Origin of the sequence: Candidatus Uabimicrobium amorphum (genome assembly GCF_009002475.1) — a bacterium.
Classification (GTDB): domain Bacteria; phylum Planctomycetota; class Uabimicrobiia; order Uabimicrobiales; family Uabimicrobiaceae; genus Uabimicrobium; species Uabimicrobium amorphum.
Genome location: NZ_AP019860.1, coordinates 3,698,225 through 3,715,643 on the forward strand (window position 1 = coordinate 3,698,225; position 17,419 = coordinate 3,715,643).

A 17,419-nucleotide genomic window follows, 5' to 3' on the forward strand; every position below is an offset into this window, starting at 1 on the left:
TTCTCCAGCACTAACTGTTATGAACGAATAACTTTACGTGTAAACGCAGCAACAAACAAAACCATTGCAAAGATGCCAACAAAGGCTTCTATTGCAACAACAAAACGAAAAAAACTATATGGTTGTAGTACCCAATCGCCAAAACCCATTGTGGTGAATGTTGCCATGCTAAAATAAATAGAACTCGTCCAATCAAACAGTACTGGTGTAGAAGTTGGGCCAATATACACAAATTGGTTGGGGAAAAGACTATAGCAGCAGGCGAATACCAATACAGCAATTATGGAAGCAAAAGCGATACGAAAAGGTTTTGTTCCATATCCACAACAGCGGTCGAGAGCACAAAATTCCGCAAAGCGCTGTAGTGTCTGCAACGGATGCAATGGCGAAATGCGTAATTTCTTACGCTGCATTTGTCGATAACGATAGTACACCTCATCTAAATCATCATATTGGTTTCGTACTGCAAAAATCGTTTTTAAAATAGAATATTCTTCTGCGGCCTGCGCATACTGCCGCTTATTTTCGCTTTCCAATTTTCCATCTACTTGTTGCCACGAAATCAAAAGTTTATCTGCATCAAGATGGTTCATCGCAATACAGTCTCCAAATTTTACACCTCGAAAATCTGCTTTTTGAGCAAATAATGCCGCGCTAAGGTCACAACGGCCGTTAAATTTGCTTAGAGAAAAGTTGACGACACCGTTAAAAATGGATGATTTCAAAGACAGGCTTCCACAGTCGAGATTGGCAAAATTGCACTCTTTTTCGCAACGACAGTTATCCATTTGTAAACTTTGCATTGTGCTACCTTGCAGATACAATTTGCTATCGCAGTGTATTTCTTCGCAAACTACTTCGGAGAAGGCATTTTTTGCTAGATGAACATCGCGAGTAAAATTGCTAAGATGAAAAGTCACTTGTCCGTGAAATTTACAATCGAGTATTACAATTTCGTCATGAAAGCGCGCTTCGCTAAGAAAAACATTTTCTTGAAATCCTGAGGCAAGGATAGAAAATTTCATATAGCTGTCAATGCCTTGCCACCGAACACATTGCAAAAAGTTACATTCGCGAATGGTAAATTCTTCCATAAACTTTGCTCCGGCATTTCCAAGCGCCCTACTAAAATCGACAAGGCCAGCAAATGTAGTACCACTTATGTGTACACGTTCACGAAATTGCGCTTCGCGCATATCCACCGCTTCGAATCGGCAACCTACCATGGAAAAGCGCTTAGTAAATTTAGCATAACGCATCGCCACGAAAACGTCTTGTGTTTCCTGTGGTGTGGGCATCTTTACATATTTCCATTCGACATCATCACCAAATTCCACTCCATCAAAATGTGCACATTCGTGAATGTTTACGCTATCTACAATGAGTTTTTGTGCAAAGTGCGCAGGTTTTTGTTTGTGCTGTGTCGACTCAGTAATTTGGGTTTCTGATGCATCATAGGCAGTAGAGTCTATCTCTTCAGTGCGATATACCCCACCCATTGCAATTTTGTCAATGGTCACATTGCGTAGAACAACATCTTTTAGAAATTTTGTCTCATGGGCGCGCAATTCTCCAATAACAAGGTTTTCCAAAACCACTTCATTGTCAAATGTTTCCCCACTAAGATCTAGAAGTTCTATTTTTTGGGTACGATAAAGTTTACCCTTTTTGAGTAGATGAACATAATCGTTTTTGGCAACAGAGACGGAATCACTGGTTTCTTTGTCACTGGTTTCTTGAGGCACAGAATCGCTGGTTTCTTTGTCACTGGTTTCTTGAGGCACAGAATCGCTGGTTTCTTGAGGCACAGAATCGCTAATTTCTTCGTCACTGGTTTCTTGAGACACAGAATCGCCGGTTTCTTTGGCCACCGAATCACTAGCATCCTTGTCACTAGTACCTTTCGTAACGGAGACAGAATCGCTGGTTTCTTTGGTAATAGGGCTTTCTTTATCGTTGGTATCCGTGGAGACAGAGGAGCTTTCTTCGTCGTGAGTATTTTTTGAAAAAGCAAAGCTACTTTCATTTATGATGCTATCTTGTTTTTTGAATCTCTTGGTATGGGGAATTTTTTTAAAAAGAATTGGTCGAGATTTCTGTTCTGTTTTATCTTGTGTGTCGCCTGTCTCAGATGTCGATTTGTCTTGTGCGGCCATCTCTTCTGTTGTAGATGCCAATTTGTCTTCCGTAGTACTGCTCTCGATAATTGGTGTGGCATCATTCTTGATGCTCTCTTCCATTTTAGCTCTAACCCTCGTGACAACCAGCGTACATAGTTCTTTCAAGCCGGAGTATATACCTTCTCCTGTGACCGCAATAGACTCAAACGAAGGGCTATTGTACAGATTGAGGTGTTTTTCTAGCTCTTCTACAGGTAAAATGTCTGGTAAATCGCGTTTGTTCCACTGCATTACTAAAGGTATATCGCGAATATCTTCATCGTACTCTTCGAGATTTTCCTTGAGATTTTGTAAACTATCTATGTTTTCGTCTAGTTTTTTTACCTGACTATCCGCAACAAATACGACACCGTCTGCACCTTGGAGAACCAACTTTCTCGTCGCATTGTAAAAAGTCTGTCCTGGGACGGTGAATAATCGTACTTTTAATTTTAATCCGCCAACAGTAACCGGAGCCAAATCCAACGGGAGAAAATCAAAAAATAAAGTGCGATCCTGCTCTGTGGATATAGATGTGAGCTTTCCGCAATTTTCTGGTGGAATTTTCTGCTGAATAACTTCTAAACTTGTGGTTTTCCCTGATAATCCCGGTCCGTAGTAGACTAGTTTCACATTCACTTCACGCCGCACAAAATTAAATTTAACCATGGTTATTGTCCTAGGTATAAGTAAAAATTTCTTAGTAGAGTTCTAAAAATTTCCATTTGTAATTTAAATATGTTTGTACTGATGTTCTTTTTAACGAGTCAAGGCAACAACTCATTGACTTAATGTAACAAGATAGTCACACTCAAAAAGATAAAACTAGATTTTATCATATTGCTCGTAGATCTGCTACTAGGTGTGCAGTTATGCCTGAAAAATTTTTGGTACGAACCAATAGGAAAAGAGTGAGCGTTGTGAAGAAAAGCTGAATGGGCAAAATACAACAAACTATATGTATTCCTTAACTAAAATCACAATAAAGTTACATAGAATAACGATATAAAGTGCCATAAAGCAATAAAACAATTTCGGGCTTTTTTCTTTGTTAATTTTGCCATATTTCCAGGAAACTTCACCATTTTTTATTCCAATGAATATATGAATTGCAAGAAGAATGGTTGCAAGAATAAAAATTTCCATATCTTATTCTTTCGTTTGAGAAATTGTTTTTTTAGTGTGGTTAAGGAAGGTTTAAAAAGGAAAGAAAGCAGGAGTACCAGGATTCGAACCCGGACCCTTGGTTTTGGAGACCAATGTGCTAGCCGTTAACACCATACTCCTGTATTTGCTTTTGTGCACGCTCGGCAGGATTCGAACCCGCAACCCTCGGTTCCGAAGACCGATGCTCTATCCAGTTGAGCTACAAGCGCTAATTTTTAGGTTGGTCATGATACTAAAAAGTATTTTTCTTTTCAAGAATTATTTCAAAAAAAACATTGTTATTTGTCATCGAAATTTTTGCTTCCTGGTTTAGAGGGGTTTCTTGCTTGTATTCGATGAGTTTGTCATTGACGTAAATATTGCTGTTTTCTTCGCTTGGTTTGATAAAGTACTGATTGTCTTTAAAAGAAATAACCGCTTGATTGCGAACGCTTTTTTCTATGAATATGCAACTCTCAGGAGAGGTACCGATGGTGAAATCTTCACCAAAAAGAAAATAGGCTTCTTCTGGGGTGTTGCCGATGCGCTTTAAAAGCATATTGTTTTTGCGCATATCAATTTCTAGATCTAATACACCCCCTACATCTACAATTTGCTTATCGCACAGTTTTTTTGCCTGATTTAGAACAGCCAAACAATCCACACTTGTGCCATTTGTAGAACCATCATCTTTTATGGTATAATTAAAACTACTGCTGCGTTCTATTACAAAATGTTTGCGGCTTATATCGGTGGTTGCCCACTGGAATGATATTTCTTCCAAAGGATATAATGCCAGCTTTACATCATTGCTCTTGTCACGTCCAAACTCTACTTTAGTACCTGGAAGTAGCATAACTTTGTGATTGGTGTTTTCTTTTTTGAATCTCAAATAAGCATTTGTCATTGTTTGTCGCTTTTATTAGGTTTGGGGATTTACTTTGTTTAAAAAAACGAAGATATTGTATTTTCTACTTTTTTTTGCATTGTAATTTGATTAATATGCATTGATGTAGCACAATTAGATGTATTAAAATCTATACCTTTGAACAGGGTTATCTCATATTCAGTTGGCATTCAAATTTCGACAATTTGCATACGCAATTTTATGGGAGTAAGTCTGTTTTGTGTGTTTGCGTGCGAATTATTTACTAAAAAATTTTTCGAACACAAGCCCATAATGGCTTTAGAACGAATACCCCTGATAAGGATTAAGGTACTTGTAGATATTAAGAAAGGTCGTTTAATATTTCAAGAAAATTTTATTACAGCTTTGACTGGGCAAGGAAAACAAAATGTTAAAACAGCGAATTTTCATTTTATTTTTTGTTGCTTTCCTGCCAAGTTTATTGTTTGCACAAGGTAACAATCGCCAAAAATTACCCACAATGCACATTTTTGTTACCGTCAAAAAAATTTGGATGGGGGGGGAGGCAAAGAAATTACAACCACTTCTATCACATAAAATTTCATTGAACTTGGGAAAGCAAAAAGGACGATATTCAAAAGAACACGCCATAGCCATTTTGAATACGTATTTCAAAGAAATAAAAACCACAGAGTTCAAATACTACAAAAAAAAGATGCAGTTGACAAAGGCAAGTGCTCTTTGTTCATATCGATTGAGACGTTCAGGCAAAAAACGACTAAAAATTATATATGTTTATCTTGTGTTTGATGCAAAGAAACGCAAATGGCTTATAGGTGGTATTAATATTATAGGATAATTTCGCATGAAACATATAAGTATACTTTTGTTATTTTTCACAACAGCGATTTTCGCGAACCAAACATCTGTACCAGGGGCAAAGGGGTTACGATTTCCAAGTATTTCTCCTGATGGTAATTCCGTCGCATTTGTCTACAAAAGTGACATTTGGACAGCCAATATCAAAGGAGGACAAGCACAACGCATCACCACACACCCCGAATTAGATACACGTCCTATTTGGTCTCCTGACAGCAAATGGATCGCCTTCGCTTCCAAAAGAGGAGGTGATTTCAACGTATGGGTAATTTCTCAAAAAGGTGGAGAGCCACGACAAGTTACCTGGAATGGTTCCTGGGATTCTCCCTGTACATGGAGCAAAGATAGCAAAACACTATACTTTTGTTCATACCGCGACGGCAAACCGAATATATGGAAAGTTCCCCTTGTCGGTGGCTTCGTTGAGCAAGTCACATTTGATGGTGGACGACATGCGACATTTTCAGAAGATGGCAAAGACATGGTCTTTGCCAATGGTAGTGTTACTTTATGGCAACAAGGCTACCGCGGTAGCAGCAACTGGGATTTGTATTCACAAAAAAAGGGGGCAAAATCTGTAAAACCTATTACCGACTTTGCCGGCAACGACATTCGACCAGTAATGGTAAAAGAAGACATCTTTTTTCTACGCGAATCCTTACAAAAAAAGGGAAAAAAAGAATTCTCTGTTTACAACATCTGGAAGATGAAAATGGGAGAATTCAAGCCTTCTGCGGTAACCAACGTTTCTATTGACATTCACTCCATGGACATATCATCCACGGCAAAGTTTTGCGTTTTTGAAATGAACTTTGCACTATGGAAAATGGATCTAGATGGTTCGGGACCACAAAAAATCGCCATCAACATTCAACAAAAACAATATGTTACCAAAACAAAGAAAATCAACATTACTTCAGGAAACGAAATGGGTCATTGGTCTCCCGATGGGCGTTATATCACTTTTGCTATGGAGGGTGATTTATACATAATGAACTCATCAGGAGGCAAGGCACGCCAAATTACCAGCAGTGACGAAAAAGAGGAATGGCCACGTTTTTCTCCAGACGGTAGGCTCATCGCCTATTGTGTGGAAAAAGACGGTAACAGTGATATTTTTTTGTATGACATCAATAAGAAAAAACACAAACGCGTTACCAATCACGCTAGCAATGATTTTTATCACAGTTGGTCTCCTGATGGTAAGAACCTTGTTTTTACTTCCGAAAGAAGCGGAAACCGCGATATATGGAAAGTACATCTCGAAGATGGAGTCACCCAACAAGTTACCTACGGAAAAAAATCAGAAGATGACGCCGTGTACTCTCCTGACGGACGCTGGATTGCTTTTGACTCCGGTGAAACCGGTAACCAAGAAATATGGGTCATGCCTGCCGATGGTGCCTATAAAGATGCGCGACAGATTACCAAACATAATAACCTTACTCAAGTTGCGTCATGGTCAAATGATAGTAACTGGCTTGTGTATGAAACCCATGTAGAAGATAAAAGTTTCATACGTCTTATCTCGCGAAGTGGCGGGGAAAGTATGCTTGTCGCCGAAGATGCTTCCGTACCGTGTTGGTCTCCAATGGGAGATAAGATTTTATTTGAATCAAGACGCGATGGAGATGTAAATATTTATCAAATTGATGCACCACAACGCGTGGTGTTTGGTAAACGCATACCTTTTCTCGTTGAAAGAGAAATTAGTGAATTAAGTGAAAAAAAGCAGATCTTTGACCAAGCGCTCGATTATATAGATCGAGGTTTTTACGATAAAGACTTCCATGGCAAAAATTGGAAAGAACTAGGAAAATTATATCGTAGTTTGGCAATGGATTCCGCAACAGACGAAGAAATGTACTTTTACATGAATCGTCTTCTGGGAGAACTCGAAGCATCGCACTTAGGGATTAGTAAAGAAACAAAAGCATTGGTAAAAACCGGTGTATTGGGATGGACTCTACAGCATATTCCAGGGCAAAAAGGTTGCCGCGTAATTGATGTGGTAAAAGACGGTCCCGCAGACAAAGCGTGGATTCGCAAAGGAGATTTTGTATTCCAAATAGAAGACAAAATTTTAAGTGAAGAAGTAAACCTCTCAAAAATATTGAATAACAAAATAGGAAAATCTGTACGTATTTTTGTTAGTTCACGCTATAATGTGGAAGACGGACGTTACCTTAAACTGAAACCGGTATCCGCACGAAAAATCATCACGCTAAAATACAACGAGCTACTGCGCAAACGCATGGCGATGGTTCGTGAACGTTGTCGCAATAAAGTTTTGTATTTACATCTACGCGAAATGAGCGCAAATACCTTACAACAGTTTCGACAGGTAATGCAACGCTACAGTAACTCTGCGGAAGGAATGATTATGGACTTGCGCGACAATGTTGGGGGGAATATTCATCAACAACTTCTCAATATTCTCCAACAAAAACCCTACATCTCTGTAAAAACGCGCCAAGGAAAACCTCAGTCTCAACCCGCCATTTATTGGGGAAAACCCGTGGTGGTTATTATCAATGAAAATTCCTTTAGTGACGCAGAAGTTTTCACCCATGCTTTCAAAGAATTAAAACTTGGCCAAGTCGTCGGAGTTCCCACTTCAGGAGGAGTTATTGGTACAAGAGATATCCGTCTAAAAAACGGCGCATCTTTTCGCATCCCTGCAGTAGGTTACTATACAAATAAAGGGACAAACATGGAAGGCTTGGGAGTAGCGCCAGATTATGTAGTAAAAGAAACTTCTCAAGATCGTTTACAAGGAAAAGATCCGCAACTAGATTTCGCGATTAATTTGATTCTAAAACAACTAAAAGGAAAATAAAAAAGTGACAGAAGGACGTTACGCCCTAAAAGTGGCCAAAGACAACCATGAAAAAACCTTTGTTTTAAAGGATAATTTTACCATAGGCCGCGATGAAGAAATGGACCTTTATATCGAGGATACCAGTGTATCAGGTCAGCATGCAGCAATCTACATTACAGGCAATGAAGTAATCGTAGAAGACTTTGGTTCCACAAATGGAACCTTTGTCAACGGTAAAAGAGTACAGAAAAAACACGAGTTACGCAACAAAGACAGTGTCGCATTTGGTAATTTCAAATGTACTTTTGTTGACACGAAGGTACAGCAAATCAAAAAGTACATTACGGTGTGTTCTTCTGTAGGACACACAAAAGAACACAATATAAAAATCGCGATTACCGACAAAAAGCTGTCTTTAGAAGAAATTACCAAAGCCCAGACATCATCAGAAGCAACAGAAAAAAACGATTTCAAGATTATACCAGTATGTCCAAGTTGCGTGTATAGTCCTGGATACATCAACGCCAATGTTTTGAAAAATATTTTTTCGACACGTATATTTGTCACCCCACTTTCACGTAGGGTTCGCGAAATATCGCTTTTGTTTCAACGCGAAAATATTGTGGTACAAAAACTAACGATGCGTCTCAATCACAGTAAATTTTATGCAAAGAAACTTATCATGTTTGCTCTTATTGTACCATTGGTGTGCTTTTTACTCGACGGCGTTGCTTTTAAAACCCAAGGTTTATCTTTTATAACAGCGTTAATACTGTCCGTGATTCATGGATTAGGAGGCTTCACTGTTGTCGGTATTCTTGCGGGTATTGTTCTGACAATCTTTGGACTTATTATGAATGCACGTTCGCAAGTAATCGACTTGTACTACAAAGAACTTGAATTTGAACTGTAAGGAATGTAATGGATAACATAGGCGACGAACTTAGCACTTTTACAGAAGCGACGAGTTTTGAACAAACAGGAGATTATAACGCCGCAGCAGAGATATACCAACATCTTGTGACTTTAGAGAAAATAAAAGATCATAGTGATCATTCCATTCTCGTCGATTATTTAAATCGCGCAGGTTATTGCTATCAAAAAAGTGATAATGTGACGAAATCACAACAATGCTTTCACGAAGCGCAAAGTTTACGGCAAAACATTGTCGTTGAAAAAGAAATTGCGGCGAATTTGGATTATAATCCGAATTTATACGAATCACTCAGTGATTTTGATAAAGACTTTATTGGGAAAACAGAACTCGAACTTTTGGATTTGGTTTCAAAACTACAAGGCAAAGCGAAGCACTTTGTAGAAAAGAAGAAGCCAAATTTAGCGGCTGCCCACTATGCAAAACTCGTCGAGCTAGCAAAACGTCTTAGCTCTATAAGCAATGACGATCTTATTAAATACGCCGAGAACGCGGCGTTTAATTTGCAAAATGCGAAGTGCTTTCGCCAAGCCTTATACTATTACACCGAAGCGGTGCGTTTGAATATCGAAGAAAAAAAATTCAACAGTATTGCAATGAATTACAACAACATGAGTTTTTTATACCTACAGTATCAAAATTACACCGCTGCTCTCAAATATTGCCAACAGTCGCTTAAATTCAACAAAAAAATAAACAACACCTATCAAATTTCGCTCAACTTGAGTAATCTTGGGCAAATATATCGCAAACAGAAAAACTTTGAAAAAGCATTGAGTAGCTTCGAACAAGCCGTTGCCCTAAAAATTAAGTTGGGCAAAAGAAAAGACATTGCCCATGAAGTTTACCACATTGCCGAAGTTTATCGCGATCAAGAACAATACAAAGACGCCATTGCTAAAATCAATACCGCACTCAGCATTGTCAGCGATATAGAAACGCGCAAAATATCTTTATACAACGATTTCCTCGGAGAAATCTACGTAAAACAGCAGCAACCACAAACAGCTTTACAATACTTTAAGAAAGCCTTCCGTGCCTACTCAGAGCACAGCAAACTGAAAGCGAGTGAAGTTCTTGTCAAGATATGCAATGTATACAAAGAACAGCAAGATTTCCCCAACTTAGTAACGCACCTAGAAGAAAATCTGCATATAAATACCGAACTCAACAATGAGGAGCAAGTCGAAAAACTACTGCGCGAAATTGCCCATGTTCTCTACAAGCAAAAAGAGCATGAGCAAGCCAAAGAGTATTTTTCAAAAATTATCGTTATCCACGAGCAAAAAGGTCGTGCCAAATCGTTCGCCACGTATTACCAAGATTTACACACTCTTGCCTTATGGCACGAACAACTCCAGCAGTACTCAGAGAGCTTTAATTTATTGCAAAAAGCCCTCAATACCGCAAAAAAAACACACCATGGTTCTGTTGAAGTTACCTTGCATCGTATCGGAGATGTATACTTAATACAAGAAGACACCACACGCGCATTACGTGCTTATGAGCAAGCTGTAGAAGACAGCAATAATTGGTACATGAATGCCTTGCACCTCATTGCCATTGCTGCCACATATGGCCAAGCGCAAAACGTGCAAGCTGCTGAAGGATACCACGAAAAGGCCCACGAAATCGTTTTACAAAACCGCAAGACACGAAACATACTCTACCTTGAAACGCTCAAAAACGAAGACGAACGCAATTTAGAATTCAAAAGCTATTATCTCGAAGCATACATACATGCCAAAATGGCGGAATTTAACAAAAAAGATGCAATAAAATTTCATCTACAAGCCATTAATTTGTTAAAAGACATTTGCGCAATAGACCCGAAAAATACATATGAAAATAGTTGCCAAAAATCACGTATCGATATAGAAATGAACAAGCAACAATTCCTGATAGAGCAAATCAACTATCTAACTTTTGCCTGCGCGGAACTTATCGAAAAACAACAATTAGGTGTTGTCACACAAGCTGTAGGACAGTTGTTTAATTCCAATGAAAGTATTTATGGTATCGAATATTGCGGTGATTTATTGAAACTGTGCTCCGAAATCATTTCTGCAGATCAGCTCACAGACTATTTTTTTCAAGCAGGGCTACGCTATTTTCAATTACAAGAGTACAGTAAATCATTAATGTCTTACGCAAAATCAGTAACCGTATCGCAGGCTTCACAAGACGATAGACAAAAAGCTTTGCAAAAAATAGTGTCCATTCTTGAGAAACACCAAATACTTTTTGACGATGTCATCGCCGATCACCTAGGGAAATGCGTAAAAATTGCCACAGATAGTCCTCTTTATCCACAACTGTTAAAAAGCTTGTGTCTGTTGTATAAGGATAGTGAAAATCCCGAGCGTGGTGCAAACTATTTCGAAATGGCCTGCGATGAATTTGAAGACAAAGAATTTACCATCGACTTATTGCGTAACTTAGCAGACCGTTATACTGCGTTAGGTGAAAAAGATAAAGTTCTTCAAGTTCAAGAGAATATTTCTCAACTAGAACATGGTGAAAAGCAAACAGCGTTTTTAGAAGAAATTGATTTCGAAAAAACGCAACGCATGGCCCACACATTTTTATCCCTGAACGAGTACGATAAAGCACTCGAAAATTTTACATTGCTGGAAAAAGAGCATCGTAAACAACAACAAAAACAACAATTGGCGCAAACGTTACTTTACATTGCACAGGTTTATGGGGCTATGGGAAATGTAAAAAGTGCCCTAGAAAACCTACACGAAGCTTTTACGATTTCACGCGAAATAAACGACAAGGTGCTTATTGGCGAAGTGCTGCAAAGCATGAATGATGTATACATAAAAAACCAAGACATAGAAGGGGCGTTGCATTACAACTTATCGATGTTAGATCTAGACCGTCGTTATGGGTTCAAACCTTTTATCGTTTTAGATTTATATCACATTAGCAAACTTTGTGCGCACAAACGCGATTTCCCCGCGGCAATTTCTTATGCCGAAGAAGCTCTACAAATCACCAATGATCACAAACAACATGCCATTATAGACATTACAGAACTCTTAGTTTTGCTAGAAGACTTATACACACAAACGGAACACAGTTCTAAACTCATCGATGTATACATGCAACTTATTTCTCTTTTTGAAAAAACACACAGGGAAGATATGATCCGTACTTACAAAGATTTACTGTTTAGTACGTGTGAAAAATACTACGCTAAGGTACAGAACATGACCTCCGTGGAAAAAAGTCTAGAAAACCAAGAATCACTATTCAATGCATTTATATATCTAGCAAGAACAAAATCAAAACAGGGACTCGTAGAGAGTAGTTCCTATGAAAAATCGGTGGACAATCTTCGTGAGGCATGCCAAATATATCAAAATTTGAAAAATTACGTTTCTCCACGTAATAAACACATCGTTTACGATGAGATGGTCCAATGCCAAGAAGGTTTGAGTCAATCGCTTCTGGCTTTGGGTGACTACCATATGAATTTTGAGACATATGAAGACGCTATTTTCTTCTACGCGGAAAATATAGAAATTCGTAAAGAGATGAATGACACACAAAGTCTCATCGAGAGTTTTTTGCGACTAGCAAATGCCTATCAAAAGAAACGACAACTTCAACAATCTTTAGATGCGTTATTACAGGCGTTAAAATATTGCCAAGAAAGTAACTTCGAACAAGAAGAAATGCGCCTACGCAATAAAATTTCTCAATTGTACTTAACACTTGGGGACCAAGAAAAGGCGTATCAGTATAGCGAGAAAGTGATCCATTTTTATAGTCAAATTTCACAAACAGCTCCGCTACACGTAAACCAAGAACTGCTATCCGAAGCAAAACAAGTTACCGCAACGATCAAAGAGAATACTAGAAAACAAGGTCGTGACTTTACCCTCAGTATTGAAGGACAACTCCCGAAGAGTGATCGCTCATGAACGAAGAAACATTAATGCAAACAACCACATACAATAAAAAGCTTGCACAAACCATCCGCCAACAAGGTATTATCAATGAGCAAATGCTGAGTAGCTTCTTAAATAAATGTAATCAAACAGGCATTAATCTAGGACAGGCACTCGTTCAACAGAAAGTTATTTCGGCACACAATCTCGTTGAAGTGATCCGTGCAATGAACACCAACGCTGCAGTTTCCAATAAGCAACAAGTTATTACCACCAAAAAATTTGGCAAATACAATATTATTAAAGAGCTGGGACGTGGTGGTATGGGTGTTGTGTATTTAGTGGAGCAGCCAGACATAAAACGCACTCTTGTGCTAAAAACGCTCCTACCGACTGTGGGAAGTGACATCGTACAAGTCAAGCGCTTTTACAAAGAGGCAGAAACGGTTTCCACATTACATCATCCAAATATTATACCCATCTACGAATTCGGACAAGAAAACAACATGCCATATTTTACCATGCAATTTATTGATGGTACTGATTTCCAACATTTTATCGACCAAGAAAATTTCGATATGAATGTGTGCTTGCAAATTATCGAAAAGATTTCACGCGCACTACACTACGCCCACGAAAAAGGGGTGGTTCATCGCGATATTAAACCAGCCAATATAATGCTCGATAAAAATTTCGAGCCCTATCTTGCGGATTTTGGGCTCGCAAAGCATCAAAATAAAAAATCATCCTTAACACAAACGGGTGCTGTCATTGGTACACCTTTTTACTTATCTCCTGAACAAGTAAAAGGTAGCAGAAGGGCCATCGATCACCGTACAGATATATACAGCATGGGAATTATCTTATACAAAGTGCTCAGTGGTGAATTTCCGTTTACCGCAGGAGAACTTCCCAGTTTATACCGTAAAATACTTCGTGATTTGCCAACTCCCCCCAAAAAATTAAATCCATCGATTTCCAGCAACTTAAATTATATATGTTTAAAAGCCATTGCCAAAAATAGCGATGAACGCTACCAAACTGCACATGCTTTTGCCGAAGCCCTAAAAAACTTTCGTGCGAAAAAAGCGATGAAAAACGAAGAACGTCTAAAAATTTCTTGGCGTTATTGGTGGGCGCAATACAATAAACTCATTTCACGCATTGCCGTTGTTTCGATTAGCGTTATTATCGCCTTATCCATATGGGCATACAGTAGTCACAGTTATCATTCCCTACTACAGAAACACCAACAGGTATACTATGATGTCCTTGACTTTATTCAACAAAATCAATATCAAAAGGCCATAGCGCGCGTTCAGCCACTTTCTAGTGAAAAAAGCGCCTTTGTTTTGGCTGCAAAGGCACATATCCAGTACGAATGGTTTAATAATAAGACCACGGCGCAAAAATTCTTTGAGCAAGCTCTACAGTTATCTGAAAATAACACCGAAATTCTCTATGCCTATAGTCGTTTTCTATTTACCACCAAAAAGTATTTAGCGGTACTTCCCCACTTAAACAAAGCCATAGACCTCAACAAGCAAAATAGTGAATATTACCGTTTACGCGCGAAAGTGTATCAAAAATTGCGCAAAGATGCTTTCTTTGCAAGAGATATTGCCCTAGCCACAAAAATCGAAAACGCCAATATCAAGCAAGGTTTACAGAAGCTTCGCCAGCACAAACAACAACAAAACTGGACGGGGGCATTGGTCGTTCTAAACGGAATTATTAGTCGTTATCCACACTGCGAAACAGCATATCGCGAACGTGCACAAATATACCAAATTCGCGAACAGATGACATCGGCAGTAAATGACATCACTCACGCGATTTCTCTTAATCCATCATTAGAAAATTATGCATTGCAGGCCCAGTGGTTATTTGATCTTGGGCAAAAAGAGGATGCCCTACGTAGTTACAAATACTTGTTAGAAAAAAAACAGCAAGCGGACATTTATCAAAAAGTACTACAGTTACAAGTCGAAACCGCAAAGTTTCAACAAGCAATCTCCCTATACAAAAGTATGCCCCAAGATTATAAAAACAACGAAACAAAACAAAGCGTAGCACAGGCATATTTTTACAAAAAAGATTATGCTGCGGCGTTACAAGCATTGCCCAGTGAGTCATCTCCACATATAAATTACTATCGCGGCATCTCGCTATTTCACTTAAAAAAATACCGCCAAGCAACGGCCATACTAAAACAACTACTCAAATCTGCCCAAAAAAATTTAACATTAGATCAACAAGTTGACATTTTTTATTTTTCGGCAAAAATACTGTATAACAGAAAAAAATTCACTGCTGCCCGAAATTACTTGTTAAAGGCCATAAAAGTCAAACCAACAGACCCAAATATTCATTTCTTACTCGCAGAAGTTTACCAAAAATTAAAAAATTATGAACAAGCACTAAAATACTATTCGGTGTGCATCGACTTACAACCATGGAAAATCGAATTTTACATGAAGCGTGGCTTAGTGTACCGCGCGTTACAAAAATGGTCACGGGCCAACTACGACTTTCTAAAATGTATAGAGCTAAAAAGCACAAATATTGATTTAATTTCTCATATCTACGAATGTGCCTATACAGAGAAAGATCCATTTAAAAAATTCACCATGCAAAACACGCTCAAAGGAAAATTACTCAATATCTATAATCGCATAAATCTCAATTTGTTTGAACAGGAAAAAAATCAACTTGCAACTGATTTCCTCAACGCCACTTTACCTGCACAGCAAAAATTTGATGATGCCAAACTAAAATTAGCGGAAAGCTTTGTACAAACCATTACCAAGAATGCTTCGAGTGATGTTATGCAAATCGCCAGCAATGGTCTACAAGGGTTGTATGGCCTAGTTGAAGTACAACAACTTGTCTTGAGATATGCTCAAAATGAACGTTTTGGGAAGAAAACCCGTCTTTATTTGCAACAAATATATGAAAAATTGCGCGAACGATATTTCGCAGATAAAGAAGTGGAGATCAAACAAAAAATCGTGCGTTATTTCATTGCACAAGATAGTGCCGCTCTACTTGAACTTTATAAAAGTCGCGACTATGCAATAGACGTTCTCAAATATTTATTGCACAATGAAGACAAGAACATATTAGTTCGTTTTTATGCCGCGGAAACGCTTGTCTCACTTAAATTAAGAGAGGCCGTGCGTATTTTACAAGAAGGTGTGAACAGCTCCACAATGTCCGCGGCCCTAATTTGCAAGGTAATCCTCGCAAAATCAGAGCTAGCTGCCAGCCCAAACATTTCGTACCAAGACCTAAAAAATATGCCATCGTTTTTGGTAATAAAATGCATAGAGCATACTCCCTTATCTGAAAGTACCCTCGATAAACTGCTCAAAAATTCCGATGTCAAAATTAGCTTACATGCTGCGCAAAAACTATGGAATAGTGGAAATCAAACACCTCTACCGATATTGAAGGAATACATACAGTCACCGCAAAAGAAAGTACAAAGATTTGCCCTCGATGTATTTTGGAATCTAAAAAATCATTCCACGAAATGGCAGAGGGAAATCGTCAAAAAATATTTGCCGCAACTATTTGCATTCTCTGATCACAAAGATCCCGTACTACGTAAACTCGCTGTTGCTAAAATGGCAGACATTTCTTCGGATCAAATTGTCGATAAAGTTCGTACAAAACTGCGTGACAAAAACAAAGATGTTCGTGCACAGGCAATTTCCACTCTTGCCAAACGCGGAGATATAATGACTATTTTACAAATTACCGAAAACCCCGATGAAGAAATCGCAATGCGACTGGCACCTTTTTCTTATTTTGAAACCGCACAAAACGCCACGAAAGTACCCATTTTCAAAGTGCTATCTTTTGCCACAAAAATGTTAAAGGACCCTGACCCACGAATTCGTTTTATCATAATAACCTATTTGATGCGCGCAAATGACGGGAAATCAGCGCCGTACACAATCTCGCAAGTGAATTTAAAAAACGACGATGATCGCTTAGCCGCCGCTTTTGGAATGGCACAAAGTGGCATGAGAATGATGCCGTATTTACAGAAATATATTAAAGAAGATAGTCGCGAAGATATACGAGTTGTTGCTGCAGCTTCGGCAATAAACGTTTTCCTTTTGGACAAAAAGCCGCAATTGAAAAAACTCCAAGAACTTCATCAACAAATTAAGACATACAATACGCGAATACAAGAAGGTGCTGCATTCGGTTACTCTTATCGCCTGTACCAAGACTATTATCATACATCTGAATTAAAATCTTCAATATTTCACGAAGTCAATAATGAATTCTACGATACGTACTTACACAATCTAGAAACCCAAATATCCACAGCAAAAGCATCGACAAGAGATATATTTCTTCTATGTGTACGTAAAGCAACCGAATTAAGCTCCAGTAATCGTTGTCTACTAGAGCGCGCTGTCGTAGAATATATATGTAAACGATTCGCGGAAAGTCGTCGTACGTTGCTATCGATAAAGGGTATGGATGACAATCCCTCCTATTTGTATTGGAAAGCGAAAATTCATTTACACGGCGGAGAGCTAAAAGAAGCAAAGCAAGCTGTTGCACAAGCTCAGGAAAATCGACCTTGGACCAAGCGTTATTTAATTTTACATGCACGTATCGAAAAAGCTTTAGGCAATCAAAAAGCATGTGATGAATTAATGGATCGCGCTACATTACTAAGATAAGAGA

The 17,419-nt window shown here is 38.5% G+C and carries 7 protein-coding genes and 2 tRNA genes; 5 read left to right on the top strand and 4 right to left on the bottom strand.

Annotated elements, in window-relative coordinates; genetic code table 11:
• Nucleotides 1-17: 17 nt before the first annotated feature.
• From UABAM_RS13265 to UABAM_RS13280, 4 genes are all read right to left on the bottom strand, one after another.
• Entirely contained in the window at nucleotides 18-2,828 is a 2,811-nt protein-coding gene (locus tag UABAM_RS13265; protein ID WP_151968485.1) for an ion channel, read from the bottom strand.
• A gap of 545 nt (nucleotides 2,829-3,373) precedes the next feature.
• A tRNA-Trp gene (locus UABAM_RS13270) sits at nucleotides 3,374-3,446 on the bottom strand.
• 15 nt (nucleotides 3,447-3,461) lie between these two features.
• A tRNA-Arg gene (locus tag UABAM_RS13275) sits at nucleotides 3,462-3,535 on the bottom strand.
• Nucleotides 3,536-3,558: 23 nt separating this feature from the next.
• Nucleotides 3,559-4,212: an FHA domain-containing protein gene (locus UABAM_RS13280; RefSeq protein ID WP_151968486.1), complete on the bottom strand. Its 654-nt coding sequence runs from the start codon at nucleotides 4,210-4,212 to the stop codon at nucleotides 3,559-3,561.
• A gap of 388 nt (nucleotides 4,213-4,600) precedes the next feature.
• On the opposite strand from UABAM_RS13280, the gene UABAM_RS13285 reads away from it, so the two are divergent.
• Genes UABAM_RS13285 through UABAM_RS13305 form a run of 5 tightly spaced genes read left to right on the top strand, consistent with a single transcriptional unit; the run spans nucleotide 4,601 to nucleotide 17,415 of the window.
• Entirely contained in the window at nucleotides 4,601-5,032 is a 432-nt protein-coding gene (locus UABAM_RS13285) for a DUF4783 domain-containing protein (protein ID WP_151968487.1), read from the top strand.
• 6 nt (nucleotides 5,033-5,038) lie between these two features.
• A complete protein-coding gene (locus UABAM_RS13290; RefSeq protein WP_151968488.1) occupies nucleotides 5,039-7,891 on the top strand; it encodes a S41 family peptidase in 2,853 nt (950 codons plus the stop codon).
• A 4-nt stretch (nucleotides 7,892-7,895) separates the two neighbouring features.
• Entirely contained in the window at nucleotides 7,896-8,786 is an 891-nt protein-coding gene (locus tag UABAM_RS13295) for an FHA domain-containing protein (protein WP_151968489.1), read from the top strand.
• A gap of 8 nt (nucleotides 8,787-8,794) precedes the next feature.
• A complete protein-coding gene (locus UABAM_RS13300) occupies nucleotides 8,795-12,742 on the top strand; it encodes a tetratricopeptide repeat protein (RefSeq protein WP_151968490.1) in 3,948 nt (1,315 codons plus the stop codon).
• Nucleotides 12,739-17,415 (top strand): protein kinase domain-containing protein, encoded by a 4,677-nt coding sequence (locus tag UABAM_RS13305; RefSeq protein ID WP_151968491.1) that lies wholly within the window; start codon nucleotides 12,739-12,741, stop codon nucleotides 17,413-17,415. The genes UABAM_RS13300 and UABAM_RS13305 overlap by 4 nt, the downstream gene beginning before the upstream one ends.
• The last annotated feature ends 4 nt before the right edge of the window (nucleotides 17,416-17,419 follow it).